The sequence below is a fragment of the Holdemania sp. Marseille-P2844 genome, assembly GCF_900120005.1.
Taxonomy (GTDB): domain Bacteria; phylum Bacillota_I; class Bacilli_A; order Erysipelotrichales; family Erysipelotrichaceae; genus Holdemania.
The window spans coordinates 143,708-167,985 of record NZ_LT635451.1 but is presented as its reverse complement, the minus strand read 5'-3'; the positions used below and the strand labels follow the sequence as shown (position 1 = coordinate 167,985).

Sequence of the window (24,278 nt, the reverse complement as noted above, 5' to 3'; positions counted from 1 at the left end):
CACCGCTGTCTGCCTTCCCATAAGGAAGGGTTGGAAAGTTCTGGAGGTTGTCTATGAAAGCTTGCGGCATTATCGTGGAATACAATCCGTTTCATAACGGTCATCTTTATCATATAGAACAAGCCCGTGCGATCACCGGCTGCGACGTGCTGATCGCGGTGATGTCGGGGAATTTCGTCCAGCGCGGGGAGCCGGCAATTCTGGACAAATGGAAACGGGCGGCGGCGGCGCTGGCGCAGGGCTGCGATTTGATCATCGAGCTGCCCTACCCCTGGGTCACGCAAAGCGCTTCGCATTTTGCCGAAGGCGCGGTGACATTATTAAAACTGGCGCAGGTTTCTTCCCTGGTCTTCGGCTCGGAAAGCAACAACCTGCAGGAGCTGAAGGAAATCGCGTCGATGCCGATCAATCCGGATCATCTGAAGGAGTCGTTGGCCGCCGGACTGGCTTTCCCCAAGGCATATGGTTTATGGGCCAGGGAGATGCTGCCCAACGATATCCTGGGCGTGGCCTATCTGAAGCAGCTGCAGGACAGCCCGATCACGCCCTATACGATCCAGCGTACCGTCGGCTATCATGAAACAGCGCTGCAGGGTCCGGTGGCCAGCGCCAAGGCAATCCGGCTGGCCGCTGAACAGGAATGCTTCTGCGATGAACAGACGCCGATGGCTTCCGCGCTGAAGACCGGTCCCCGGGTCTGTCTGGCGCAGTTCTATCCTTATTTAAGAACGATGTTGATCACGATGCCGGTTCACGTGCTGCAAACGTACTTCCTGTTTTCCGAAGGGATTGAAGTTCATCTGGCTCATTGTGCAGAAATTTCGCCGAATTGGGACAGCTTCATCGCTGCGGCCGTGAACCGACGCTATACCCGATCGCGGATTCAGCGCACCTGTCTGCAGCTGCTGTGCCAGATTCATTGGGATGAGGTCCGCAGCCTGCCGCCGCTGGATACGCTGCGTCCGCTGGCGTTCAACGAAACCGGAAGACAGTATTTAAAACAGCTGCGTCAACAGGAAGTTCGCATCGCCTCCCGTTTTGCGGCCGTTCCCGAGCCTTACCGCCGGCTGGAATACCGTTCGACACAGCTGTACGCCTCAATGATGGCGGAATCCGCCCGGATCGCATTGTTAAAAAAAGAAATCGGCGGACCGATCATCCTGTAAAATAAGGATCATGACATCATCCTCATTAAATTACCATAAAAAAAGCTGGCAACAGTAGACCTATTTTTAAGCTTACTGCCGCCAGCTTTTTGCCGTCAGAAATTCGATGCCGATCAAAACTGAGTAAGAATCGTTCAATGCCGCTTTCTGATCACTCATTTCACTACTTTTTTTATCGCAATCTTCGTCGAAATTGATATACCGTCCTATGCAATTACAAAACAGGGCCAACACTTTATTGTTAAAGAATTTTTTATAGATCCGGGTCCCGCTTGACTGCGGCTAATGCAAATTTTAATCATATCGGTTGATCCTTCCCGGGCATAAAATTCATAAAACGGCGAACATAAGTTTTCAAGCTATAAGTGATAAATACAGCCTCCCCTTATCAAGAAAGCAATCCTTGATCTTCAACAGAGAGAAAAGTCCGTGTCTCCATTCGAATATAGAGATACTGATTATCTGTTTATAATGCTTGGACATAAGAAAAATACACTCTTTTTTTACAGTGGATTAAAGCAATAAACCGGTTCTTACTAAATTTAGGGTAGGCTTAGAATTTCTATACAAAAAAGGAGGCTGTACAAAGCAAGATTTCAGGCTTTGTGCTACCTATTCTTTTTATCTTTACCCAAGTTCGAGGAAAAACCAATAAATCTTCCTGCCTTTTTTTATTTCAACTTATTTCAGCTTTTCAAGATCCTCCTTGATCTTAGTCGTAGAGATTCCTTCGGTGCGCGGCAGATAAACAACCTCGCAATATGCTTTCAGCTCGTCGAACTTCCCTTCCCAATCATCGCCCATAACAAACACGTCAGCGTGATATTCCTGGATATCCTTTGCCTTCTGTCCCCATTCGTTTTCCGGAATCACCAGATCGACATAGCGGATCGCCTCCAGCATCATCTTACGTTCTTCATAGCTGTGATAAGCTTTTTTTCCTTTGATCGCGTTGAACTCGTCGGTCGACAGTCCGACGATCAGATAATCTCCCAGCTGTTTCGCGCGCTTTAATAAACGGATATGTCCCCAATGCAGAAGATCATAGGTTCCGTAAGTCAGTATTCGTTTCATAATTCATTCCTTTCCTCGCTTTCCATTATATCAAAAATCGATCTTTGCGGGTATCGTTCTGTGAATTCGCAATTATTTTCAGGCTTTTTTTCAAACAACTTTGTGAATTTATTTAACTATTTAACATTTTCATTGTTTCTTTCATCATCACGATTTACGATTATAGTAAAGGAGGAATCTTCATGAATGTCTTAAAAGAGAAAGTGGCTTTGATCACCGGCTGCAGCGGAGGAATCGGACGGGAAACGGCCATTCGCTTCGCGGAAGAAGGCGCAAATTTGGCGATCTGCGCAAGAACCCAGTCCAAGCTTGAGGAAACAGCTGAAATCTGCCGTAAGAAAGGCGCGGAGGTTCTGGCTGTCGTCTGTGACATTACAGATCGGGCACAGCTTGAAAATCTGGTCAAGCAAACCGCCGACCGCTTTGGACGAATCGATATTCTGATCAACAACGCGGTAGACGCAAAACCGGGCATTCCATTTTTGCAGCAGACGGAAGCCGATCTGATGACGGTATTCAAAAGCGGCTATCTGGCGACATGGCGGCTGATGCAGCTGTGCTATCCTTATTTGAAAGAATCCCATGGCAAGATCATCAACTTTGCTTCCCCGGCCGGCTTGACCGGTACAGAAGGCTACGCAGCGTACGCTTCGGTCAAAGAAGCGATCCGCGGTCTGTCAAAAGTTGCGGCCCGCGAGTGGGGCAAAGATGGGATTAACATCAACTGCATCAGTCCGACGGCGATCACTCCGAAAATGCAGGCGATCATTGATTCGTTTCCGGAAGGTCAGCGTAAACCAGAAACCCTGGGCTTTACGGTTCCGGCTATCGGTCGGATTGGCACGGCCTATGCTGATTTAACTCCGGTTCTCGTTTTCTTAGCCAGCGATGCCTCCGGCTATATCACCGGTCAGACAATCCGCGCCGACGGCGGCGGCACGATTTTCTAAGCCGCTGGCAGCTTCCTGTTTTCAAAAAAAAAACGGTACAATCGAAGCCATCCCCAGTTTGATCCAACACGTCAGACGGGCTTCAAAATTTACCGTTTTTTTTACTTATTCAGCTTCGACGTTATGATAAACCTTCTGTACGTCGTCGCAATCGTCCAGCATCGTCAACAGACGATTCCAGGATTCCTTGTCTTCTTCACTCTCCAGCTTGACATATTCCTGCGGCAGCATCGTGATTTCGCAGGCGTCATATTCAACCTCCGGAATCAGGGCGTCGATCGCTTCCTTCGCTTTGTGGAAATCCGTCGGATCGACCGTCACGGTCATGGTGCCGTCTTCACATTCAATGTCGATGACATTGACTTCCGCCATGATCAGCGCATCCAGCATGCCTTCTTCATCTTCATACGGGAAGTTGAACAGACCGACGTTGTCGTAGCTGTGCGAGACGCAGCCCGCAACACCCATCTTGCAATGCGCCTTGTTGAAGCAGGTCTTAACCGCACTGACACTGCGGTTGGTGTTGTCGGTCAGACAGTCGATAATGATTGTCGCCGCGCCCGGGCCGAAACCTTCGTAACGGCAGGAATCGTAGTTTTCGCCAGTGCCGCCCTTCGCTTTTTCAATCGCTCTTTTAATGACGTCGGCAGGTACCTGATTCGCCTTCGCTTCGGCAATTTTCCGTTTCAGGCCCAGATTCATCTCCGGATCCGGAACGCCCGCTTTCGCTGCGATCAACAGTTCTTTGCCGTAACGGGAGTATAATTTTGACTTCGCTGCGGCTGTTTTGGCCATCGCCGCCGCACGGACCTCATGTGCACGTCCCATAGTTAATAACCACCTTCCAAAATTGACTTTATCATTATATCAAAGCACACTGTAAAAATCACGAAGAAATTTGTAAAACAGGCTTAAAAGCGGTGAATTTCCGCTTCATCCATAAGAAACGGGATGCGCCCGATCTGAATCGCCGGTTTGTGATGGCCGTGGAAATCGCTGCCGCAGGTCATCCACAGTCCATGATCCAGCGCCATCTGCCGGTAACGGCAGGTCTGTTCCTCATTGTGATAGCTGCTGTAAACCTCCATGCCCTGCACGCCGCTGTCTAATAATCGTTCCAGAATTTCATCCTTGCCTTTGAAATTGGCGCCTGGATGGGCGACGACGGCTTCCCCGCCGGTAGCGTGAATCAGGTCGATGATTTCCGCCGCCGTCTTCTTGCTTCCTGCGGTATAGCCCGGCTTACCCTGGGAGAAGAAATCCCAGAAAAAGTTCACATTCGGATTATCGCTGCGGCTGCCGCCCTCGCGGTAGGGATCCAGCCAGCGTAAACCATCGTATTCCCTGTGGCTTAACAGGTATGCGCCGATATCCTCGGGCACAAGAATGTTGTCCTTGGCCACGGTCTTTAACAGCTCGTCCGGCAAATCCAGTTCCATCGCTTCGCAGAACTGATACTTCGCTTTCCAGGTGTTTTCAACAGACTGATCGTAATAATAATGGAACAATTCATCATAACGCGGATCGGTGATATCAATTCCATAAGCCGTCATGTGGAAGCCCACGCCTTCAAATTCGCAGTCAATCTCTATGCCCGGAATGACGCGGATGCCTGCCGCTTCACCCAAGCGCGCCGCCTCGGCGACGCTGGCAACGTTGTTGTGATCGGTAATCGCCAGCGTCTTCACGCCGTTTTCCTGCGCCATGCGGATGATTTCCTCCGGTGTGTAGTCCGCGTCGGTGCTGACGATCGTATGGATATGATAATCCAGGGTACTCATAAAATTCCTCCTCTTACCTCTAGGTGAAGTATACCGTGAAACCGTTTTCTAAGCAACAAAAGAACCCGGAAATTTTCCGGGTTTTGATTTGAAGAGCGATGTATTTTCCTCTTTACTGGTACAAACTTGACGGATCCAACGCGGTTTCATTCTGAATCAGATAGAAATGTACATGCGGTCCGGTTGCCCGTCCGGTCATTCCCATGATACCGATCGTCTGTCCCTGCGCGACAGCGTCCCCTTCCGCAACCTGAATTTCGCCCAAGTGTCCGTAAAAGCTCTGAATTCCGTCGACATGATCAAGAATGATGTAATTGCCGTCGATCGAATTAAACCCGGTCGTGTTCACCGTTCCCGCCGCCGTTGCCAGAATCGGCGCCTGCTTGTTATCCGGATCGGTGATATCCAGCGCCTGATGATCAGCATAACAACCCCAGCGGCAGGTGATTTCAGGGTTTTCAACCGGCGAAATCGCCTGAATCCGGGCTACGGCGTCAGCGCCGCCCGCTACCGGATACGGCTGAAGAAGCTGGTCCGAAGTCAGTTTTACAAAGATCCGATCTGTTGGCATGAAGCAGGTCACGGATTCCGGGATTTCCCCGAATTCCAGCTGCGCCAGGGATTCTGCGCCCCGCTGCATATCGGTCAGCGTCAGCGTTTCGCCAGTCGGCGAAACCCATTCCTTAACCCGCACGATGACCGGCACCTCCATGCCCATTGATTCCAGCGCTTTCTTCGAGCCTTCGCACCAGACCTTGATTTCATGGGTGTCCGTCAATTCAACCGGCGCCGCTTCGTTTTGAATCAGCGTCCGCTTCATCGTCATTTCCCAGCCGGACTGAGCATCCGGTTTTACCATCATGCTGACGCTGACCCCGGCGCAAATCAGGACGATCCCGGCCGCAAGCAGCCACGGCGTTCTTTTTTTATTCACAATCCATCCCATCCTTTCTTTAAATCGTTTTTGTGTTCGCTTGCTATTGAGGCACTGCAACGCCCGCTCATCATGATCCGCGCTCAACGCCAGCAACAGGCGAGCGTAACCGATCCGGTCTGCCTGCGGTTTATCCTCCAGCAGTTTTTCGTCGATGAAGTATTCCAGATCCAGCCGCAGCTGATTCATCATCAGGCGCACTAACGGATTAAACCAGTATACGATCTCCAGCAGCTGAATGAATCCCAGAAACCATGGATGTCCGTATTTCACATGCAGGCATTCATGATCGAGCATCACTCTCCGCTGCGCTTCTGTTCGTTCTTTAAAATCTGCGCCCAAGACCAGCTGCGGCATCAAGTTGCCATAAATCGCGCAGCTGTGAAGGCTCGCGCTCTGCCGGACAGGAATCTGCAGGCAGCGATTAATCCGCATCTGACGCACTGCTTCTTCACCCAGCGCGGGAGAACAAGGCTGCAGACATAACCGTTTTTTCAATTTCACACGGGCGATCCCATTGACAGTCGTCATGACGACCATTCCCAATACCCAGAGCATCACCAGTCCCTCGCCCCAGGTCCAATTTTGCGGTATCGGCTTGTCCGGCGGCATTGAGAGCGCAGCTTGGGCTGGATGGATGATTATCGGCGCAGTTTCAATTTGTTCTACCGTTTCCGCGAATGAATCTGCCAACGGGATTGTCGTCAATTTCTGATACGGGCTGTGCTTTGACGTCAGCTGAACGGGAATTGCCAGCTGAATCAACAGCGGAACCCACAACAACAGCCGGGCGGTTGGTCCAAGCCTACGCAGACTCTTTTTTCTCAGCAGGAAGATCAAGATAATCAGCGGACTGATCATTAATGAGACTTCCAGAAGCTGCCGCAGACTATTTTTCAGCATCGCGGATCATTTCCTTCAATTCTTCTAGCTCATCGTCACTCAGCTGGACTTCTTCCATGAAGTTCAGCATCATCCGGCTCATCGAACCGTTGAACAGCTTATCAGCCAGACTTTTCTGTGTCTGCCGCGTATAATCCCGGCGGCTGATCGCTGGGCTGTATAAAATTTCACGTGCGCTGCGGTCGGCCGTCACCGCCTGTTTTTCCTCGCAGCGATGGATTAACGTACGAATCGTCTTGGCATTCCAGTCCTTTTGTTTGGAAACCTCCTCGACAATCTGATTCGCGGTCAAGGGTTCCCGCAGCCACAGAACTTTAAGTACCTCTAATTCGGCATCAGTGATTTTTTCGGCGTTCATCAACGTCCCTCCATTCAGATTACAACTGTAATACATTTATATATTACAGTTGTAATCTCATTCTGTCAAGCGAATTCATAAAAACGTCCGGCTTGTGCCGGACGCTCTGTTTATTCCTGTATTCCCATTTCGCTTAGAATCTGTTTTTCATTGGCCGCCAGCTTGGGCTTAAACACAATCTCGCCGCGATGTTCGCAAAACCAGCGGTAAGCCCGCGTCAAGCCGGTTTCAAACGAGGTATCTTCCGGCACAATTTGATGAATCTTCGTCACATCCAGTACATTGTCATAATCGCGGAACGGGAAGTAATCTCTGGCGTTCCAGTTTGCATCATGAACCGGAATGATCTTCGCCTGCGCGCCGCAGACGTCAGCACATTGTTGAATCCATTCGCTGAAGCTCACGCCCTGTTGATCGCCGACATTGTAAATCTCAATCCCCTGATCCGGACACCTTAACAGAGTAGTGACGATCTTGGCTAAATCGCCGGTGTAGCAGAACTGAATGCGGTTATCCGCCGCCGGGATCAAAATCGGCTGATTCCGCATCAGGTGATCAAAAATGAAGCTTTCCCGCTGCACATAATTATATTCCCCATACATATAAGGCGGCCGCAAAATCGACAGCGCGATGTTTTGCTTTTGGCAAAATGCCGTCAGCGCGCTTTCCGCCGCGATTTTATCGGTACCATATTGTCCCCAGTATGGATTTTCCCCTAACGGTTGCGTTTCTAAAATCGGCAGCGCACACCGGTCTACATCATAAACCGCACTGGAACTGATGAAAACCCAGTGTTTAACGGAGCAATCCAGACTTTCGCAGCAGATCTCAATCTGCTTCTGGTTTAATCCGGACACGTCGATCACCGCGTCGAAAGTTCTGCCTTTTAACGTTTGTTTCATCGCTGCCGCGTCTTCCCGATCGCAGGTCAGCTGCGTTACCGGTCTGCCTGTCCATGGCTGACTACCGCGGTTTAATAACGAAACCTCCCAGCCATCTTCCAAACACTGTTCTGTAATCCGTCTGCCGATAAAATAACTGCCGCCTAAAATCAATACTTTTCGCATGAATGATCTCCTTTTTCAGGTTTATTATATCATCAGCCTGAACAATTACCAGTTTTCCAATCGATTCTTCCTGCATAATCATCCTATATGCAGAATAATAGAATCCCCATCGCAGCTTATTTCCGAAAAGTATCTTCAGCGCTCTTTTTTTACTTTGTGAACATATTTTTCATCATTTTCTTAGGGGGTTATTTTTACTTTTCCGCAATATTAATAGTGTTGGGTTTTGTTGAACCGCGGATGCCCGTCCGGACAGAATCGACTTTTGACCTTTTCAATTCGATTCAAACCGACAGATTTTTGTCGTCTGTCATTCAAGGAGGGCAATTCTATGGAACATTTCCTGGAACTTTTTGTCAATGTAGTTTTGAAAGTTGGTTTGCCCTTGATCGAATGTTCGATCAAGGTGATTGAATGCCGCTTAAAAATTATAGAGGCCAAAAAGAAAAGCGCTGCACCATCGACCAAGAAAAGTCAGCGCTCATCTGTCCGCCGCCACCGTAAAAGGTAGCTCATGACGGGTGCCGCCTTTCAGCAACACCTTACACCTTTAGTATAGGCATTCCTGATGGAATTTCAACCTTTTTCTTTCCTTCCTGAGTTAATCCGTTATTATTCATTGGGAACAAGGCTGAAAAACAAACAAGAATTTATAATAAAAAGGCTCAAATCAAAACACGACACTGCAAGCCGAAAAGAGTAAACGATATAGATTGGCAAAAATGAAACGAAAGAAATTGATTTCATCATCCTTTGACGACGAACGTTTGTTCAAGTCTGCCGGCGTTTACTGCCAGCCACAAGCTTCTGCCCCGTAAAAGAAAAGCCCGGCTTACGCCGGGCCTTCCTTATTCTTCTTCAAACAAACTCATCATTTCAATATCGGAATGGACTTTTTCATCCGCTTCCGATTCTTCATCATAGTCTTCAAACGGAATTTCGTCCTCGCCGACCGGATGATCGACAATCCGCACTTCCTCAATCCCCTTAATCAGACCCCAGTCCTTTTTCAGTTCCAGCGGTGTGGAGAAGGTGGCTTCCCGGCTCATCATCGGCACGTCTTTCGCCTGAAGAATCTGCAGCTGCGGATCCATCAGCATCAGACTGTCATACGGCTGCACGCATTGGCAGTAGGCGATATGATAAGGGTTGGTCTTCAGCCGCTTCACAACGATTTCGCCTTTGACCGGACGCCCGGTGACGTTGATGTCGCTCATCTTGATCCGTTTCATATTGCCCTTATCCGACAATACCCACAGGCTCTGACGTTCGTCGCTGTAGCTGCAGGCCGCCGCCAGCGTGTCGTCCTTCGCCAGATTCAGCGCCTTGACGCCCTGCGACTTGGTGCCGTTGGCCGGTACCAGATCCGAGGAATACCGGCTGATCCAGCCGCTGCGGCTGATCATGATCAGATCCTCGTGCGCATACACGACGAACGCCCGCATCATCTCATCGTCTTTCTTGAGATTCATCGCGGTCATCATCTTGTTGTTGCGCTGCACCTGCCACTGACTGATCGGCGTTTTCTTGACCTGTCCGCGCCGGCTGACGGTCACAATCCAGGCGTAGCTGGAGAAGTTTTTGACGACAATCGCATTGATGATTTTATCGTCGCCGTCAATGCTGACATATTTATTCATATGCGAGCCGACGTCCTTCCACTTCGCTTCGTCGATCTGATACACCGGCAGATACGCGTAGTTACCCTTGCTTGTGAACAACAACAGCGTGTCAAGCGTATCGACTTCCAGCTGTCCAACGAGCACGTCGCCTTCCTTCAAGCCGGTCATCGCGTTGTCGCTGGCCCCGTAGGAACGCAGCGATACCCGTTTGACATACCCATCGCGGGATGCGGTGATCATGACGCGTTCGTTAGGAATCATCGCGGTCTTATCAATGACGATTTCCTCAACCTCCGCCTGAATCTCGCTGCGGCGCGGGTCGGCATATTCCTTTTTGATCTCGCGCAGTTCCTTGATCAGAACGCTCTTTAAGACAGTCTCACTTTCCAAAATCGTTTTCAGCATTTCCATCTCGTTGACTAACTGCGCAAATTCCTCCCGCAGCGCCACGATATCGGTCGACGTCAAACGATACAGCCGCAGGGTGACGATCGCTTCGGCCTGGGTTTCACTGAAACCAAACGATTCCGTCAGATTGCGCTTGGCGTCGCCCTTATCCTTCGACTGCCGGATGACGGCGATCACCTCGTCCATGATCGACACGGCTTTCATCAAGCCCTCTAAGATGTGGCAACGTTCCTCCATCTTATTATAAAGGTAACGGCTGCGGCGCAGCACGACCTCCTCACGGTGCGCGATGAAGGCGTCCAACATCCCGATCAAGCCCATCTGAACCGGACGCTTGTTGACGATCGACACCATGTTGTAGCTGTAATAGATCTGTAAATCTGTGTTTTTATAGAAATAATTCAGGATTACATTGGGATCGGCATCCTTTTTGACGTCGATGACAATCCGCAGACCAGTCCGGTCCGTTTCGTCGCGGATATCCATAATCCCTTCAATTTCGCGGGAAAGCCGGATATCGTCCATTTTGCGGACCATCGACGATTTGACGACTTCATAGGGAATTTCCCGGATAATAATCTGATTGCATGTCTTGCCCGTGACGATCTCCGTGCGGGCGCGGATGACAATCCGGCCCTTGCCGGTGGTGAAGGCATCGACAATCCCTTTTTTGCCCATGACGATACCGCCGGTCGGAAAGTCCGGTCCCGGCAGGATTTCCATCAGTTCCTCCAGCGAACACTTCGGCCGCTGCATCCGGTAGATCGCCGCGTCGATCACTTCGCTCAGATTGTGCGGCGGGATGTTGGTCGCGTAACCCGCCGCGATTCCCGTCGCTCCGTTGACCAGCAGAACCGGAAAGCGGGCCGGCAGGACGGTCGGTTCATTCTCCGTATCGTCGAAGTTCGGCGCGAACAGGACCGTGTCCTTGTCGATATCCTCCAGCATCGTTCCGGCGATTTTCGCCAGCCGTGCTTCGGTATATCGCATCGCCGCCGCCGGGTCGTCGTCGATCGAACCATTGTTGCCATGCATATCGATCAAAGGCATGCGGATCTTCCAATCCTGCGACATCCGCACCATCGCGTCGTAAACCGAGCTGTCGCCGTGAGGATGGTAATTACCGATGACCAGACCGACGGTTTTCGCCGATTTGCGGTGCTGATGATCAAACGTGTTGCCATCATGATACATCGCGTACAGAATCCGCCGCTGAACCGGCTTCAGCCCATCGCGGGCATCCGGCAGCGCGCGTTCCTGAATAATATATTTGGAATAGCGGCCAAACCGCTCGCCCATGATGTCCTCTAACGGAGAAATCACCAGGCTGGGTTCTTTGACCGGCGCTGTATTTTCTTTCTTCTTCATTTCTGTTCCACCTTAAACGTATCTTCCAACGTAAACGCGACGTGCTGCTCAATCCAGGTACGGCGCAGATTGGCCTTGTCGCCCATCAAAATGGAAACATTGCGCTCCGCCTGCACCGCGTCTTCAATCGAAACCTGAATCAGCGTCCGGGTTTCAGGGTCCATTGTCGTTTCCCACAGCTGGGACGCGTTCATTTCGCCCAAACCTTTGTAGCGCTGAATCTCGACCTTGCCCCACTGCTGCTTCACCTCGTCCAGCTCCTCATCAGTGTAGGCGTAGCGCAGCTGCTTGCCCTTGGTCACCTTATATAACGGCGGCAGGGCGATGTAAACCATGCCATGCTCGATCAACTGCCGCATGTAGCGGTAAAAGAACGTCAAGAGCAGCACCTGAATGTGCGCGCCGTCGGTATCGGCATCGGTCATGATGATGATTTTGTTGTAATTGCTGTCGGAGTAATCGAAGCCGGAACCGATCCCCGCGCCCAGGGCATGGACGATCGTATTCAATTCTTCGTTCTTTTCAATCTCTGCCAGTCCCGCCTTTTCCGTATTCAGCACCTTACCGCGCAGCGGCAGAATCGCCTGGTACTTGGAATCGCGGCCCTGCTTGGCGGAACCACCGGCGGAATCGCCTTCCACTAAGAATAATTCTTTGCGGGTCGCATCCTTGGACTGAGCCGGCGCCAGCTTGCCGGAAAGCACCTTTTCACTTTTGCCGGCCTTCTTGCCCTTCCGCGCTTCTTCACGCGCTTTCCGCGCCGCTTCCCGGGCCTGCGACGCCTTCTGCATCTTCTTGATCAGCATCGTCGAAAGCTCTTTGTTTTCTTCCAGATAGAAGCTCAGCTTATCGCCGACAAGGCTCTCGACCGCACTCTTCGCTTCCGCGGTCCCCAGCTTGCCTTTGGTCTGACCTTCAAACTGAAGCAGATTTTCCGGAATCGACACCGACACGATCGAGGTCAGACCTTCGCGCACGTCGCTGCCTTCAAAGTTTTTATCTTTCTCTTTTAACAAACCGAGCTTCCGCGCATAATCGTTAAACGCCTTGGTGAACGCCGATCGGAAACCCATTTCATGCGTGCCCCCATCCTTGGTGCGGACAAGGTTGACAAAGGAAACCATGCTTTCCTGATAATCATCCGTATACTGGAACGCGCACTGTACCTCGATGTCATTCGCCATTCCGGTAAACACAACCGGATCATGCAGCACCGTCCGATCCTCATGCAGATACTCCAGAAAAGCCTTTAAGCCGTCTTCGTAATGGAACGTTTCCGTCTTGCCGGAACGTTCGTCCTTCACGACCATCGTGATATTCTTCAATAAGAACGCGTTTTCCCGTGCCCGCTCGCAGATCAAGCCGGCATTGAATTCGATCGTCGAGAAGATCCGCTTGTCCGGCATGAACCGGATCTTACTGCCGGTTTTGGTGCTTTTGCCAAGCTTTTCGAGCTTGCCGATCTTCTTGCCGCCATCCTCAAAACGCATGGAAACCATCTGTCCTTCCTGACAGACCGTCACCTCAACCCATTCACTTAAAGCGTTGACGACCGAGGCGCCGACGCCGTGCAGACCGCCGGAGGTCTTATACCCTCCTTCGGAGGAAAACTTGCCGCCCGCATGCAGGACGGTAAAAATAACCTGAATCGTCGGAACACCGCTGGCATGCATGCCGATCGGCATCCCGCGACCCTCATCCTCAACGCAGACCGCGCCGCACTTTTCCAGCGTGATCGTTATTTTCTTGCCGAAGCCGTTGAGCGCTTCGTCAATCGCATTGTCGACCGTTTCCCAGACCAGATGATGCAGGCCGCGCGAATCTGTCGATCCGATATACATCCCCGGACGTTTTCTGACCGCTTCCAATCCTTCCAGGATCTGAATTGAATTCTCATCATATTTCTGTGTTTTTGCCATCTTTTATTACGATTAGAGAAGAAAAAATCCTACTCTTTCTCCTTTCCGTTTCAGCTTGATTTTCCTGAGTTTAGCCTTTCCCCGCCGCCTTCATTCCAATCCGCCATAGATTAGATTATACACAAAAACGGCTTAAAATAAAAGTTTACGCGCTCGGTTTTTATGATAAAATAGGGGCGAAGGAGTGAAGAGGAAATGATTAAAATTCTTTTTGCGATGGTCCTGGGTTATCTTTTCGGATCGATCCCCTGGGCGTTAGTCATCGGCAAAGTCTTCTATAAAACCGACGTTCGTAATTTTGGCTCCGGCAATCTGGGCGGCACCAACGCCGGCCGCGTGCTGGGAAAAAAGGCCGGCGTCACCGTGATTGTGCTGGATGGTTTGAAAGCCTTCTTCGTTGTTGGCCTGTGCGTCTTGTTTGTTCCGGAGGCTGCGGTCTACGCCGGCATGTGCTGCTGCGCGGGGCATTGCTTCCCGATCTTCGCCAATTTCAAGGGCGGCAAGGCGGTCGCGACAACGTTTGGCTATCTGTTGGCCACCGGCCTGTTCGTCACCCATGAACCGATCCAGATGTTTGTGATCCCGTTTGTGATCTTCATGATCACCTTGAAGATCTGGAAGATGGTATCGCTGTCCTCCATCATCGGCATCGCCAGCGCGGCGCTGATCACGACGCTGACCCAGTCCAATCTCATGATCACCGCTTCCATCTGGATTCTCTGGGCATTTGTCACCTACCGTCACAAAGCGAATATCGAACGCATCCGCAGCCATGAGGAAAAGAAAATCTCCTGGATGTAACTGACGATCAATCTGAAAAAAGCTCGTTTTCATCTGAAAGCGAGTTTTTATTTTATCGTCGATTCAATGCCTGTCATTCGCCGTTGAGCTGTTCATTCAACGCCTGGAGAATCACATCGTTCGCACCATTATAAATGATCATCAGCTGATCGTAATAATAGATATGATAATCGGTGTCCAGCACTTTTTCTTCACGAACCTCTGCGGATCCTTCAACAATATATAAAGTCGCATCTGACTCCGCGAGCGAGCCGATCTGCTCGGCGCTGACCGTTTCCAGATTTAACGTTTCATAAAAATCATAGGTCTTAAACCGATCCAGCAGATTGCTGATCGAAATTGGAAATCCATCGTTGCTGACGCTGATTTCGGCCTGTGATTTTACGGAATACTCCGAGGCCGTCGCCGCGTTTTCAGGCTGGCTGCCGCATCCTGCGCTCAACAGAAATACGCAGAAAAACAAGAAAGGCAAAATTGACCTTTTCATAGACAGAACCTCCTACTATCTTGATTATACCGATCCCGGCTTTAAATAGATAGAGGATTAAGGAATGCTTCATGTCAATTTAAGAAAGGTGTAATAAATTATTCAATCACATACCCAAATAGTTGGATGACCATTCCAAAGCAGCCTGACTTTGCGCCGCGTCGATCAAGCCGACCGCCTGCATCGCTTCCAAAACCTGCTGCTGACGATGCAGCGCCAGATCTTTGCCGGAACTGAGCTGATAGCGGCTTGGTGACTGCGGCAATCCTGCCAGTAAGGTCGCTTCCGCCAACGTCAGCTCGGAAGGTTCCTTGTTGAAATATCCGCGGCTGGCCTGAGCAATGCCGTAATGCCCGTCGCCGTAATAGATGACGTTGACATAAAAAGAAAGAATCTCATCTTTGGAGTAGGCCGCTTCCAGATCATAGAGAAAAAACACTTCTGCGATTTTCCGCGTCAAGGACGGTTTATGCGTAAAATACAGGTTTTTCGCCAGCTGCTGAGGAATCGTGCTGCCGCCTTCCTTGAGCTCGCCGGAGATCAGATTTGTCAGCAATGCCCGGCCCAGAGAAATTACATCAATTCCCTGTCGGGTATAAAACCGCCGATCCTCCACCGCGACGACCGCATTCACAAAATCCGGACTGATCTGATCCAGCGGCATATAATCTTCGCGTTGTTTCACTTCTTCGATCTTATCCGCCAGCGGCATTTCGGCGATCGCTTCTTTATATCGCTGATAGCCTGAAGCCGTCAGCCATCCCCCGCCGATCACAAGCAGCGTGAGCAGAACAAGCACGAAACGCTTTATCCATTTCATCTTTATCACCTGTCCGCATTATACCACGCAGATCCTGCTTGCAGCCTTACAGTTTAGTCATGTTCCCGTCACCTGAGTCAAATAAAAAAACTGATAAGTCCGGCGATCCTGTCCCCTGCTTATCAGCTTTTTATTTCCTTCTTCCCAATGTTGAGTTACTGTCCCATGGACTTCATGATAGCCCGGATCTGAGCTTCGGACGGCTTCCGTCCCATCTGCAGGAACATGGCGCGAATCATCTTCTCATTGACTGGAGGATGTTCCTTCAACTGCTTTTCAAAATAACGGCGCGTGAAGAAGAAACCTAATCCACCACCGATAACCAGTCCCAAAATCAGAAATCCGATTGAACTCAAGAATGCGTTTCCCATTATTACACCACCTATCTCTGTGATTATCGTATTTATTGTATCGTTTTTCAATCTATTTTACAAGTCTATTTCCGTCAGAACCAATGTCCCCCGCAGCTGTTTCAATTCATACAGAAACGGGTATTCCGCCTTATCTGAGAGAACCAGATGCCATTGTTCTTTTTCGAGCGTGCTCGTCCGCTGTGTCAGCGAGTTATAATAAGTTATTTTATCCGGTACCAGAAACATATCATCACGATATTGAAAGCGTGTCTTCAGCTGCTGAAAAATGACATCCGGCGAGATCAGGATCGCGTCAAGCTGAGCTTGATATTCATCACGATTTTCCATCCAGCCAAGAACCGACGTACTGTTTTTCATAACAGAAATAAACTCATCGCGGATCATATATCCTCTAATCATCTTCTCACCCCGATCAATATAACAGTCCGCGCTTCAAAATTTTGTCGAAACACAAAAAAACGATGGAGAATCCGACTCCCTATCAGATTCTCCATCACTGCCTGCGACCGGTTTTGCACCTATAAATAGACCGATCACTCACCAATTTTTATCATTTTTCTACAAGCAAGACATCAAATAAATATCGATTATGTTTTTATTCTCACTGTAGCGGTCCGGTTTATTATGTTTCTGCAACTTAGTTCTTCTACCTTGTTTCGTTCACTCGTTTTCCCGTAGAATGAAGCCCCCATTACTTCGCCATAATAAACATTGTTGTTGATTTTATGCAATTCAGTTAATCTATAGATTAACCAAACATGCAATCTGGTGCTGTGCAACCCGCTGGTTCAATGCACAATTCTGGATGTTCAACAGAGCAACCTTCTGGGTCTGTTTCTTCAGCACTCACTGGTGTACACAATACGCATAACGCTACTAAAGCTAATGCGCTTAACAATACTTTCTTCATATTTCCTCCTTTCAACGGTCTTATTATATAATGAAAATCGCATTTAATATGTTTTTGTTACATTTCAAAAGTCAGAATATTTGAATCATGAAATCTTTACATATCAAGCAATTTTATGCGAAGTAAAATCATTGAAACTATCAATATCTTTATATTTTTTCGTTATTTTTACTAATTTTGATAATTCAGACTTAAAATAGCTTAAAATGCTTTCTGAACGATATTGATTTATCAATAATCTATGAATATCCGTCATGATAAAATTTTGTAATTCTTTAGCAGAAGCATTATTAATTTTCATTGAAAAATACTCATAAAAAATTTTACAAGTACTATTATCATTGGGATCCTCTAAATGAATCTGCTTGAATAACGCTGTATCTGTTGGTAAATTTAATTCTTCAAAACATTCTAAAACATGTAAAATATGAGCTGTAAACTTAGGCTTATAACTTAAGAACTTTTCAAAGTATTCCTTGGCTAATAGATAATCCTTATCATAATAATAATGATAACCTACGTTAAAATAATTTTCTTTGAGCTTTTTTTCAGCTAATCGACCTCCACATTTTGATAAATATTCTATAGATCGATCAAAGTAATTTTTTACATTATCTTTATTGCCTGTATGCAAAGCCAATGCCTTCGTATAATATAAAATACCTAAATAATATATGCTATTTAATTGCGTAAAATAAATGATTCCCAGTTCAGTATAGCGCAAGGCATCTAATAACCTTTCTTTATAAATAAGCCAGAAAACTATATAAATTGTTGAAATTTGTGAACCATTTTTATAACTAATTAATTGTTCTGATATTTTCTCAGAGTAAGACATATTCATTTCTCTAAAGAAAAAATAATCAAATAATATATTTTTAAGTATTTCATCTATTTTTGAGCTTAATAAAAAACTCGTATAATACATTCTTTCTGCAGTCACACTATTAGGATATTCAGCAAACAAATAGTATTGTATAATAATTTTAAATGCTTCATAAATATCACTATAATAGAAATATGATTTAGCTTTAGTGAATAGAGTTTCTATTTTATTATCAATTTCCTTTATTTTCCTAATATCATACAGTTCTACAGCTTCAAATAATTCAGCACTAATTAATTCAACCTGTGACATCACCCCCGGAAAGTCATCGACCTTAAACCCCAGTTTCTCAATGAAGAAGACGTATAACTCATCATCTTTGATGATCTGTCCCCGCTCTAAACGATTTAATGTAGCTCGGGAACAAACCGGTTCACCCTCAACAACTTCATAAAAAGGATGTTCCCTGGTCGCTAAAATAAATTCGTTGCAGCTGAAACGTTTATCTTTAGATCCCTGATGCATTCGTTCACGATAGATCTTGATTAGACGTCCACTGTTTTCTCGCATTTTGTTATTCGCAAACATGTTCGTTCCCCCTCCAAAAATTCCGGTTATATTCTATCATAGATTATATTGAAAAATGGTAATATTTGGGAATTCTATCAATGAAATCATATCACAAATTTATCAATACAGAGCAAAATGTAAGAATTATAGAAGTTTAAGAACACAATGCCGTTAACAAATCAAGGTCTTGATTTTAAACGATTGCTGAGGAAAGATCGAAAATTTTCATAGCGGATCGAGGATTTAATCCAATTCTAGAAGACTGCTGACTTCAAATTGGGAAGAAAGTGAACTTTTAATCGAGAGTGCCGCATTAAGAAAATTCATCAAATTACGACTAAAATCGCAGGATCGAACATACGTTGAAGAAGGTGATAACTATGTGGACACAACTTTTTCAAATGCTACAGATTTTCTTCAGCTGCTTTATCGGTTCCATCCGGACAACCTCCTTCCCGCAGCCTTTGACAGCGGAAGAAGAACAAGACGCATTGCAGCGCATGGCCAAAGGCGACGTCGAAGCGCGGGCTGATTTAATCGAACACAATCTTCGTTTAGTCGCGCACATCGTAAAGAAATTCGATATCCGCCGCGAACAAACCGAAGATCTCATCAGCATCGGTACGATCGGTTTGATCAAAGGCATCGACACGTTCAAGGTCGATAAAGGACATAAGCTGGCAACTTATGTTTCCCGCTGTATCGAAAATGCTATCCTCTCGCAGATGCGTTTATGGTTCCGAATCAATCCCCTCAGAGCAGAAAAGCACCAAAATGGCGTATTCTGGCACAGGTTTCCGAGAATATTTACATACTCTGCTCCACTTCGGAGGGCTATGTGAGGTATGCACCGATGTATATCCATAGTTTCCGACTGATAGCCCCTCGCAGACTTCTGGAAGCTCAGTTGTTTAATCAACAGTATCAGAATTATGAAGATATACCGAATGTGCAGGACAGGCTCCGCTGGTGCCGTCACCACATGGGGCTGATGCAGAAAGAGGTCGCAGACCTGATTGGAATATCCAGAGGGCATTACATAGATTTTGAAGTTGGATATGTAGATTACTATCCAAAAGAAATCGTGGACAAGCTGGCAGCACTCTATCAGGTTCCGGTAGATGATTTACTGGACGATTACAATCGCTTCTTATATAAAGGGCAAGGGAAAATGATACGAGAATATCGTGAGAGCCTTGGCTTAAAGAAAAAGCCGTTTGCCCGGTTGATACATCTTGATCCGGGAACGTTACGATGCTGGGAAAATGATGAGAAGCGAATGTTCAAAGATTCTTGGGAGAAATATTTCAAAGACATCATAAAGGTATAGAAAAAAGCAGGTGTTCAAACTTTAAGGAGTTTGTTCACCTGCTTTCTCTATGGATGCGGATTTGATCACCGCATCCAGGAGCAGTACCTTCTGGTCGGAAGGGCAATTCAGTTTTTTGATATGCTGATTGACCATATCTGCGTGGACACCAGCAACACGCTCTGCCAATTCACGCTGACCTTCTATGGTTTTCGGATAATGGACAATTACATTGATTGGAACACTCTTTCTTGCGATACCACGCACCTCCCTCGGTATTTCAGTCTATGAGAGAGAAGTTGTCCGCTATTCCCACGTTGTTACGCCTGTTTTGCCACTTCAAAAAATGGCGTTTTCTGCTATAATATTGTTGAAGAACTACGGAACTTCTTTCGTGGTATCATCTTATCAAGAATCTGTCAAAGATTCATTGAGCGTGAATTGAGCGCAAATTGACTATTTTGGGGAAGGAGGGCTGTCTATGGAATATTTAGATTTCAGTTCAGTCATCACCATTATTCGTAAATATATCAGTGATGCACATAATATGAATCAACTGGATTTGATGTACGATTTGTTTGTCAGCTTCCTAAGTGATGAAAAGTCCTTGGATTTTACTTTTGATAATGGATTAGTCTGCCGTTGGTTTAACGGTCAGGCAAAAATCAGTCCTCGCATCACCGGATACTATATGGATCTCCATAATCGAAATAGGCTCGCTGCTGATATGCACAGAAATGTACTGTCGATAATGTATGACAGTGCTATGGCAGTGCAGGAAGTCTATAACATTCTGGTACAGGATACAACTATCTCGGATAAAACCAAGGAACAGCTCCTTCAGAACTATCCTTGTGAAAGTGAAATGGACGAAGCGTTTTTTCTAACTTCTGCGTTGTGTTTTGGCATGGAGCGTAACTTCGTAAAGAGAGATGCAAATACAAAGAATCTGTTGTCAGCTGGAAATCTTTCTCCGGTTGTGAAAGATTTTATCTACGATGGCGGAACACCAAAGCCATGCCGTCATTTCTGCGGACGAGACAATGAACTTGAAACTTTACATCAGCTGTTGTGTAAACATGGAAAGGTATTTCTGCAAGGTATCGCCGGTATTGGTAAAAGTGAGTTGGCAAAAGCCTATGCCAAGGCTCATAGCAAAGAATACACAAATATTCTATTTCTTTCCTACACCGGTGATTTGAAACAAGATATTTCTGATATGGATTTTGCGGATGATCTGCCGGATGATGACAGCGAAGAACGTTTCCGCAAACATAACCGTTTCCTGCGCACATTGAAAGAGGATACTTTATTTATCATTGATAACTTCAATACTACAGCAACGCAGGATGGTTTGCTGTCGGTTGTGATGAAATATCGCTGCCGTATTCTGTTCACTACACGAAGCAGCTTTAACAACTATACTTCCATGAATCTGGAAGAAATCTCTGATACAGAAGCATTGGTTAATTTAATGGGCTGTTTCTATTCTGATGCTGAAAAGAACCGTCCAATTTTGGAACAAATCATCCAAACGGTACACAGTCATACTTTGGCGGTAGAAATGTCGGCTTGCTTGTTGGAAAGCGGAATTATGGAGCCGTTACTCCTGTTAAAGAAGCTGAAAGAGGAAAAAGCCGCCCTGGATGCTACCGACACCATCGGCATTTCCAAGGATGGGAAAAGTTGCAAGGCTACCTATTATGACCATATCCACACCTTATTTTCTCTGTATCAGCTTTCAGAAGCAGAAACCGATGTTATGAGAAATCTTGCGCTGGCTCCGATGACTGGTGTTCAGAACAGACTGTTTGCAAACTGGCTGAAGCTGCGTGATATGAATACTGTCAACGACCTCATAGAAAAAGGCTTCATAAAAGCACTGGAAGGTCGCATGATCGCCCTTCATCCGATGATACAGGAAGTAGCCATAGAAGAAACAAAACCGTCCGTGCAGAAATGCCATGCATTACTTGACAGCTTACAGCAGATCTGCCTGCGTCACGGAGAAGAAGTTTCCTATCATAAGCAGTTATTCCAGACTATCGAATCTGTGATAGTGCAGATTGAAAATGATGATATGCCGGCATATCTCCGATTCTTGGAAGATGTGTTTCCGTATATGGAGAATTATCATTATTATCCGGGCATGGAACAGGTTATTGATACGCTGTCTGCATTGCTGAAAGATGTGGCTGCCGGATCTGCGTCTGATCGAGCATTACTGCTCAGCTATCGAGCAGCTTATGAGAAGAAACCGGATAAAGCAATCAAGATGCAGAAAGATGCCATTGCTATGATTTCAGAAGTCACACCGGATAATGCCCTTTTGGTTTCCAATCTCTATGCTAATCTTGGTGGAATGTATCGAGTAAATAGTAAACTGGAACTTGCTAAAGAGAACATGGAACAGGCAATCAGAATTATGGATGAATATGGTCTGGCTTATTACCATGACAGCATTGTGCAGATTACAAACTATGCTGTATTACTGACAGATATGGGACAGCCGGATGTTGGTCTATCTGCGTTACGAAAGCTGTGCCGTGTAATCCGAGAATATAATTCTGATACGGGTCTGGATTATGCCAGTGTACAAGAAGCTATGGGCGGTATCTGCCTGACTATGGGAGAAATCCAACAGGCTACTTCTCATTTCCAGAAAGCTATGGAAATCTATGAAATGGTATTTGAGTTTGAACCGGATATGATTGAAGCAAAGAAACAGGAACTGCTTGGGACGTATGCACAGGCAGGATTATATCTTGGAAAGGAAATGCTTGAGTAGAGCGAAAATTTGAAGCTTACATAGTGTCAGGAGGATGTATTATGGAACATAGAACCATTAAAGGAGTTGGAGGAGAAGTACATTATTGGATTTCAAGAACCAAAGACATACCTAAGGGGACAATTGTTTTTAGCCATGGCTTAACAGCGAATCATACAATGTTCGAAAAGCAAATCGAATATTTCAAGAATGAATATATAGTAATTGCGTGGGATGTTCCTATGCATGGTTTATCTGTGCCTTATAATGATTTTTCTTATGAAAATACTGCAAGAGATTTACATCAAATATTAGAACAGGAACACATTGAAAAAGTTTGTTTGGTAGGAATGTCAATGGGAGGATATCCTTCACAAATGTTTGCACATTTATATCCCAAAAAGGTGCAATGCTTCATAGCTGTTGATACAACACCATTTGGAACAGCATACTATTCAAAATCTGATTTGTGGTGGCTTTCTAAAGTTAAGCCAATGGCAAACTGGTTTACAGATAAGATGCTTCGTAAGAGTATGGCAAAATCCATATCTGTAACAGACTATTCTTATAATAAAATGATAGAAATATTAGCACCATTATCAAAGAAACAAATTATAGAACAAATGGACATCGCTTATGGAAAGTTTGCACAGGAAAACAGGGATTTACATTTGACATGCCCAGTATTGATTTTGCTTGGTGACAAAGATAAAACTGGAAAAGTCAAACGATATTGTATTGCATGGGCAGATACAACAGGATATCCGTTACATATCATTGAAAACGCTTCTCATTTTTCTAATGGGGATAATGCAGAACAAGTTAATTCTGAGATAGAGCAGTTTGTTAAACAAACTGGTGTGGATTCGATTTAAATCTAAATCTGTAGAGAACGTAAAATTTCAGTAAGCCGGTGAGTTTAACTGAGAGATGAATTTGAAATTTCTGTTGAGTTTTATATGGATTCCAACTATATTCTACCAACAAGGGATTTTATTTAAACAATGAAAGAAGTACCTTTATATCATCAAATGATTGGAGGAATGCATATGAACCAATTAGTTACAGGGAAGTTTATAGCATTAAAGAGGAAACAGAAAAATTTAACGCAAGAACAATTAGCAGAGAAGCTTGGAGTTTCCAATAAGACCATTTCAAAGTGGGAAACTGGTAAGTGTATGCCAGACTATTCCATTGTAAAAAGCTTGTGTGAAGAACTTGAGGTTACGGTGGCAGAACTGATGGATGGTGAAATATCCGAAGAAAAAAGTGTTCGTACATATGATGATGGACAGATTATAGATTTACTTAGACGAACACAAGAGTTAGAAAAACAAAAAAATATGCTATATGGAGTTATGCTAATTGTAATGGGCATTGCATTACAGGCTCTTTCGTATGCGTTTGGAGGTTCAAATATTAAAGATTTCGTTTCTGGTGTACTATTAGGATTATCAATTGTAGAAATGTTGGGTGGTATTTATGTTGTTGGAAAGTCATTGGCAGGAAGATAAATTTCAGCAATATTGAGTAACGAATATGAATTTGACGAGGTGTAAAAATGAGAAAAAATAAATCTACGCTGTTCTATGTATCAGCAGTATTGTTTTACTTAGCTGCAATTCTAAACTTTGTGGGTGGAGACCATAATTCCATAGCTGTTGTGTGGTTGTGCCTTGGTTCAACATTTCTTTGCTTAGGTTCAGTATATTCTAAAAAGTCTAAAGAAAATAACAACAAAGATGAAGAATAACCAATTCAAATTTGCAAGGAACTGTATATTCCGACCGCATAGAGCACTCTGCACGGAGGTTTAGAGCAGACTTTCCGCCTTTTCAGAGCATCCTTTCCGCTCTGTTGAGCA

Annotated in this window: 25 protein-coding genes; 10 read left to right on the top strand and 15 right to left on the bottom strand. The window is 46.1% G+C overall.

What is annotated here, in order from left to right:
• The first annotated feature begins 53 nt into the window (after window positions 1–53).
• Complete coding sequence (locus BQ7364_RS07445) at window positions 54–1,166, top strand: tRNA(Met) cytidine acetate ligase (protein ID WP_072684147.1); 1,113 nt, start codon at window positions 54–56, stop codon at window positions 1,164–1,166.
• A gap of 681 nt (window positions 1,167–1,847) precedes the next feature.
• On the opposite strand, the gene tagD is transcribed toward BQ7364_RS07445, so the two are convergent.
• Window positions 1,848–2,240, bottom strand: coding sequence for a glycerol-3-phosphate cytidylyltransferase (gene tagD / locus BQ7364_RS07440; RefSeq protein WP_020223869.1), 393 nt, complete (start codon window positions 2,238–2,240; stop codon window positions 1,848–1,850).
• Window positions 2,241–2,422: 182 nt separating this feature from the next.
• On the opposite strand from tagD, the gene BQ7364_RS07435 reads away from it, so the two are divergent.
• Entirely contained in the window at window positions 2,423–3,190 is a 768-nt protein-coding gene (locus tag BQ7364_RS07435) for an SDR family NAD(P)-dependent oxidoreductase (protein ID WP_072684146.1), read from the top strand.
• Between the two features lie 105 nt (window positions 3,191–3,295).
• Here the strand turns inward: BQ7364_RS07435 and BQ7364_RS07430 are convergent, their stop codons facing one another.
• The 5 genes from BQ7364_RS07430 to BQ7364_RS07410 form a co-directional block, all read right to left on the bottom strand.
• The gene (locus tag BQ7364_RS07430) at window positions 3,296–4,018 is read right to left on the bottom strand and encodes a YebC/PmpR family DNA-binding transcriptional regulator (protein WP_072684145.1); all 723 of its coding nucleotides are present in this window, start codon (window positions 4,016–4,018) and stop codon (window positions 3,296–3,298) included.
• Between the two features lie 83 nt (window positions 4,019–4,101).
• Window positions 4,102–4,971 carry a PHP domain-containing protein gene (locus BQ7364_RS07425; RefSeq protein WP_072684144.1) on the bottom strand — a complete coding sequence of 290 codons (870 nt, stop codon included), beginning with the start codon at window positions 4,969–4,971 and terminating at the stop codon, window positions 4,102–4,104.
• Window positions 4,972–5,083: 112 nt separating this feature from the next.
• The gene (locus BQ7364_RS07420) at window positions 5,084–6,808 is read right to left on the bottom strand and encodes a M56 family metallopeptidase (protein WP_072684143.1); all 1,725 of its coding nucleotides are present in this window, start codon (window positions 6,806–6,808) and stop codon (window positions 5,084–5,086) included.
• Window positions 6,795–7,166 carry a BlaI/MecI/CopY family transcriptional regulator gene (locus tag BQ7364_RS07415; protein ID WP_072684142.1) on the bottom strand — a complete coding sequence of 124 codons (372 nt, stop codon included), beginning with the start codon at window positions 7,164–7,166 and terminating at the stop codon, window positions 6,795–6,797. Before BQ7364_RS07415 ends, BQ7364_RS07420 begins: the two co-directional genes overlap by 14 nt.
• A gap of 110 nt (window positions 7,167–7,276) precedes the next feature.
• Entirely contained in the window at window positions 7,277–8,233 is a 957-nt protein-coding gene (locus BQ7364_RS07410; protein ID WP_072684141.1) for an NAD-dependent epimerase/dehydratase family protein, read from the bottom strand.
• A gap of 331 nt (window positions 8,234–8,564) precedes the next feature.
• Here BQ7364_RS07410 and BQ7364_RS07405 point away from each other — a divergent pair, with 331 nt between their 5' ends.
• Window positions 8,565–8,744 (top strand): hypothetical protein, encoded by a 180-nt coding sequence (locus BQ7364_RS07405; protein WP_072684140.1) that lies wholly within the window; start codon window positions 8,565–8,567, stop codon window positions 8,742–8,744.
• 337 nt (window positions 8,745–9,081) lie between these two features.
• Here BQ7364_RS07405 and parC read toward each other — a convergent pair whose 3' ends face one another.
• A complete protein-coding gene (gene parC / locus BQ7364_RS07400) occupies window positions 9,082–11,631 on the bottom strand; it encodes a DNA topoisomerase IV subunit A (RefSeq protein WP_072684139.1) in 2,550 nt (849 codons plus the stop codon).
• Entirely contained in the window at window positions 11,628–13,550 is a 1,923-nt protein-coding gene (gene parE / locus BQ7364_RS07395; protein WP_072684138.1) for a DNA topoisomerase IV subunit B, read from the bottom strand. Before parE ends, parC begins: the two co-directional genes overlap by 4 nt.
• Before the next feature lie 195 nt (window positions 13,551–13,745).
• On the opposite strand from parE, the gene plsY reads away from it, so the two are divergent.
• Window positions 13,746–14,351, top strand: coding sequence for a glycerol-3-phosphate 1-O-acyltransferase PlsY (plsY, locus tag BQ7364_RS07390; protein WP_072684137.1), 606 nt, complete (start codon window positions 13,746–13,748; stop codon window positions 14,349–14,351).
• A 73-nt stretch (window positions 14,352–14,424) separates the two neighbouring features.
• On the opposite strand, the gene BQ7364_RS07385 is transcribed toward plsY, so the two are convergent.
• From BQ7364_RS07385 to BQ7364_RS07365, 6 genes are all read right to left on the bottom strand, one after another.
• Window positions 14,425–14,838: a hypothetical protein gene (locus BQ7364_RS07385; RefSeq protein WP_072684136.1), complete on the bottom strand. Its 414-nt coding sequence runs from the start codon at window positions 14,836–14,838 to the stop codon at window positions 14,425–14,427.
• Window positions 14,839–14,944: 106 nt separating this feature from the next.
• Entirely contained in the window at window positions 14,945–15,658 is a 714-nt protein-coding gene (locus BQ7364_RS07380) for a biosynthetic peptidoglycan transglycosylase (protein ID WP_072684135.1), read from the bottom strand.
• 155 nt (window positions 15,659–15,813) lie between these two features.
• Window positions 15,814–16,029 carry a YneF family protein gene (locus BQ7364_RS07375; protein ID WP_072684134.1) on the bottom strand — a complete coding sequence of 72 codons (216 nt, stop codon included), beginning with the start codon at window positions 16,027–16,029 and terminating at the stop codon, window positions 15,814–15,816.
• Window positions 16,030–16,086: 57 nt separating this feature from the next.
• Entirely contained in the window at window positions 16,087–16,431 is a 345-nt protein-coding gene (locus BQ7364_RS07370; RefSeq protein ID WP_139248592.1) for a hypothetical protein, read from the bottom strand.
• Between the two features lie 349 nt (window positions 16,432–16,780).
• Window positions 16,781–16,942 carry a hypothetical protein gene (locus tag BQ7364_RS17955; protein WP_159432770.1) on the bottom strand — a complete coding sequence of 54 codons (162 nt, stop codon included), beginning with the start codon at window positions 16,940–16,942 and terminating at the stop codon, window positions 16,781–16,783.
• A 103-nt stretch (window positions 16,943–17,045) separates the two neighbouring features.
• Window positions 17,046–18,356, bottom strand: coding sequence for a hypothetical protein (locus BQ7364_RS07365; protein WP_072684132.1), 1,311 nt, complete (start codon window positions 18,354–18,356; stop codon window positions 17,046–17,048).
• Between the two features lie 383 nt (window positions 18,357–18,739).
• Between BQ7364_RS07365 and BQ7364_RS07360 the strand changes: the two genes are divergently transcribed.
• Both BQ7364_RS07360 and BQ7364_RS07355 read left to right on the top strand, forming a co-directional pair.
• The gene (locus BQ7364_RS07360) at window positions 18,740–19,180 is read left to right on the top strand and encodes a sigma-70 family RNA polymerase sigma factor (RefSeq protein ID WP_234973160.1); all 441 of its coding nucleotides are present in this window, start codon (window positions 18,740–18,742) and stop codon (window positions 19,178–19,180) included.
• Window positions 19,181–19,245: 65 nt separating this feature from the next.
• Window positions 19,246–19,668 (top strand): helix-turn-helix transcriptional regulator, encoded by a 423-nt coding sequence (locus tag BQ7364_RS07355; protein ID WP_139248591.1) that lies wholly within the window; start codon window positions 19,246–19,248, stop codon window positions 19,666–19,668.
• A gap of 21 nt (window positions 19,669–19,689) precedes the next feature.
• Here the strand turns inward: BQ7364_RS07355 and BQ7364_RS17755 are convergent, their stop codons facing one another.
• Entirely contained in the window at window positions 19,690–19,914 is a 225-nt protein-coding gene (locus BQ7364_RS17755; RefSeq protein WP_139248590.1) for a hypothetical protein, read from the bottom strand.
• A 214-nt stretch (window positions 19,915–20,128) separates the two neighbouring features.
• On the opposite strand from BQ7364_RS17755, the gene BQ7364_RS07350 reads away from it, so the two are divergent.
• From BQ7364_RS07350 to BQ7364_RS07335, 4 genes are all read left to right on the top strand, one after another.
• The gene (locus BQ7364_RS07350; RefSeq protein WP_139248589.1) at window positions 20,129–22,435 is read left to right on the top strand and encodes a tetratricopeptide repeat protein; all 2,307 of its coding nucleotides are present in this window, start codon (window positions 20,129–20,131) and stop codon (window positions 22,433–22,435) included.
• A gap of 41 nt (window positions 22,436–22,476) precedes the next feature.
• Window positions 22,477–23,289: an alpha/beta fold hydrolase gene (locus BQ7364_RS07345; RefSeq protein WP_072684130.1), complete on the top strand. Its 813-nt coding sequence runs from the start codon at window positions 22,477–22,479 to the stop codon at window positions 23,287–23,289.
• A 129-nt stretch (window positions 23,290–23,418) separates the two neighbouring features.
• Window positions 23,419–23,928: a helix-turn-helix domain-containing protein gene (locus BQ7364_RS07340; RefSeq protein WP_200798776.1), complete on the top strand. Its 510-nt coding sequence runs from the start codon at window positions 23,419–23,421 to the stop codon at window positions 23,926–23,928.
• Window positions 23,929–23,975: 47 nt separating this feature from the next.
• Window positions 23,976–24,167 (top strand): hypothetical protein, encoded by a 192-nt coding sequence (locus BQ7364_RS07335; protein ID WP_072684128.1) that lies wholly within the window; start codon window positions 23,976–23,978, stop codon window positions 24,165–24,167.
• The last annotated feature ends 111 nt before the right edge of the window (window positions 24,168–24,278 follow it).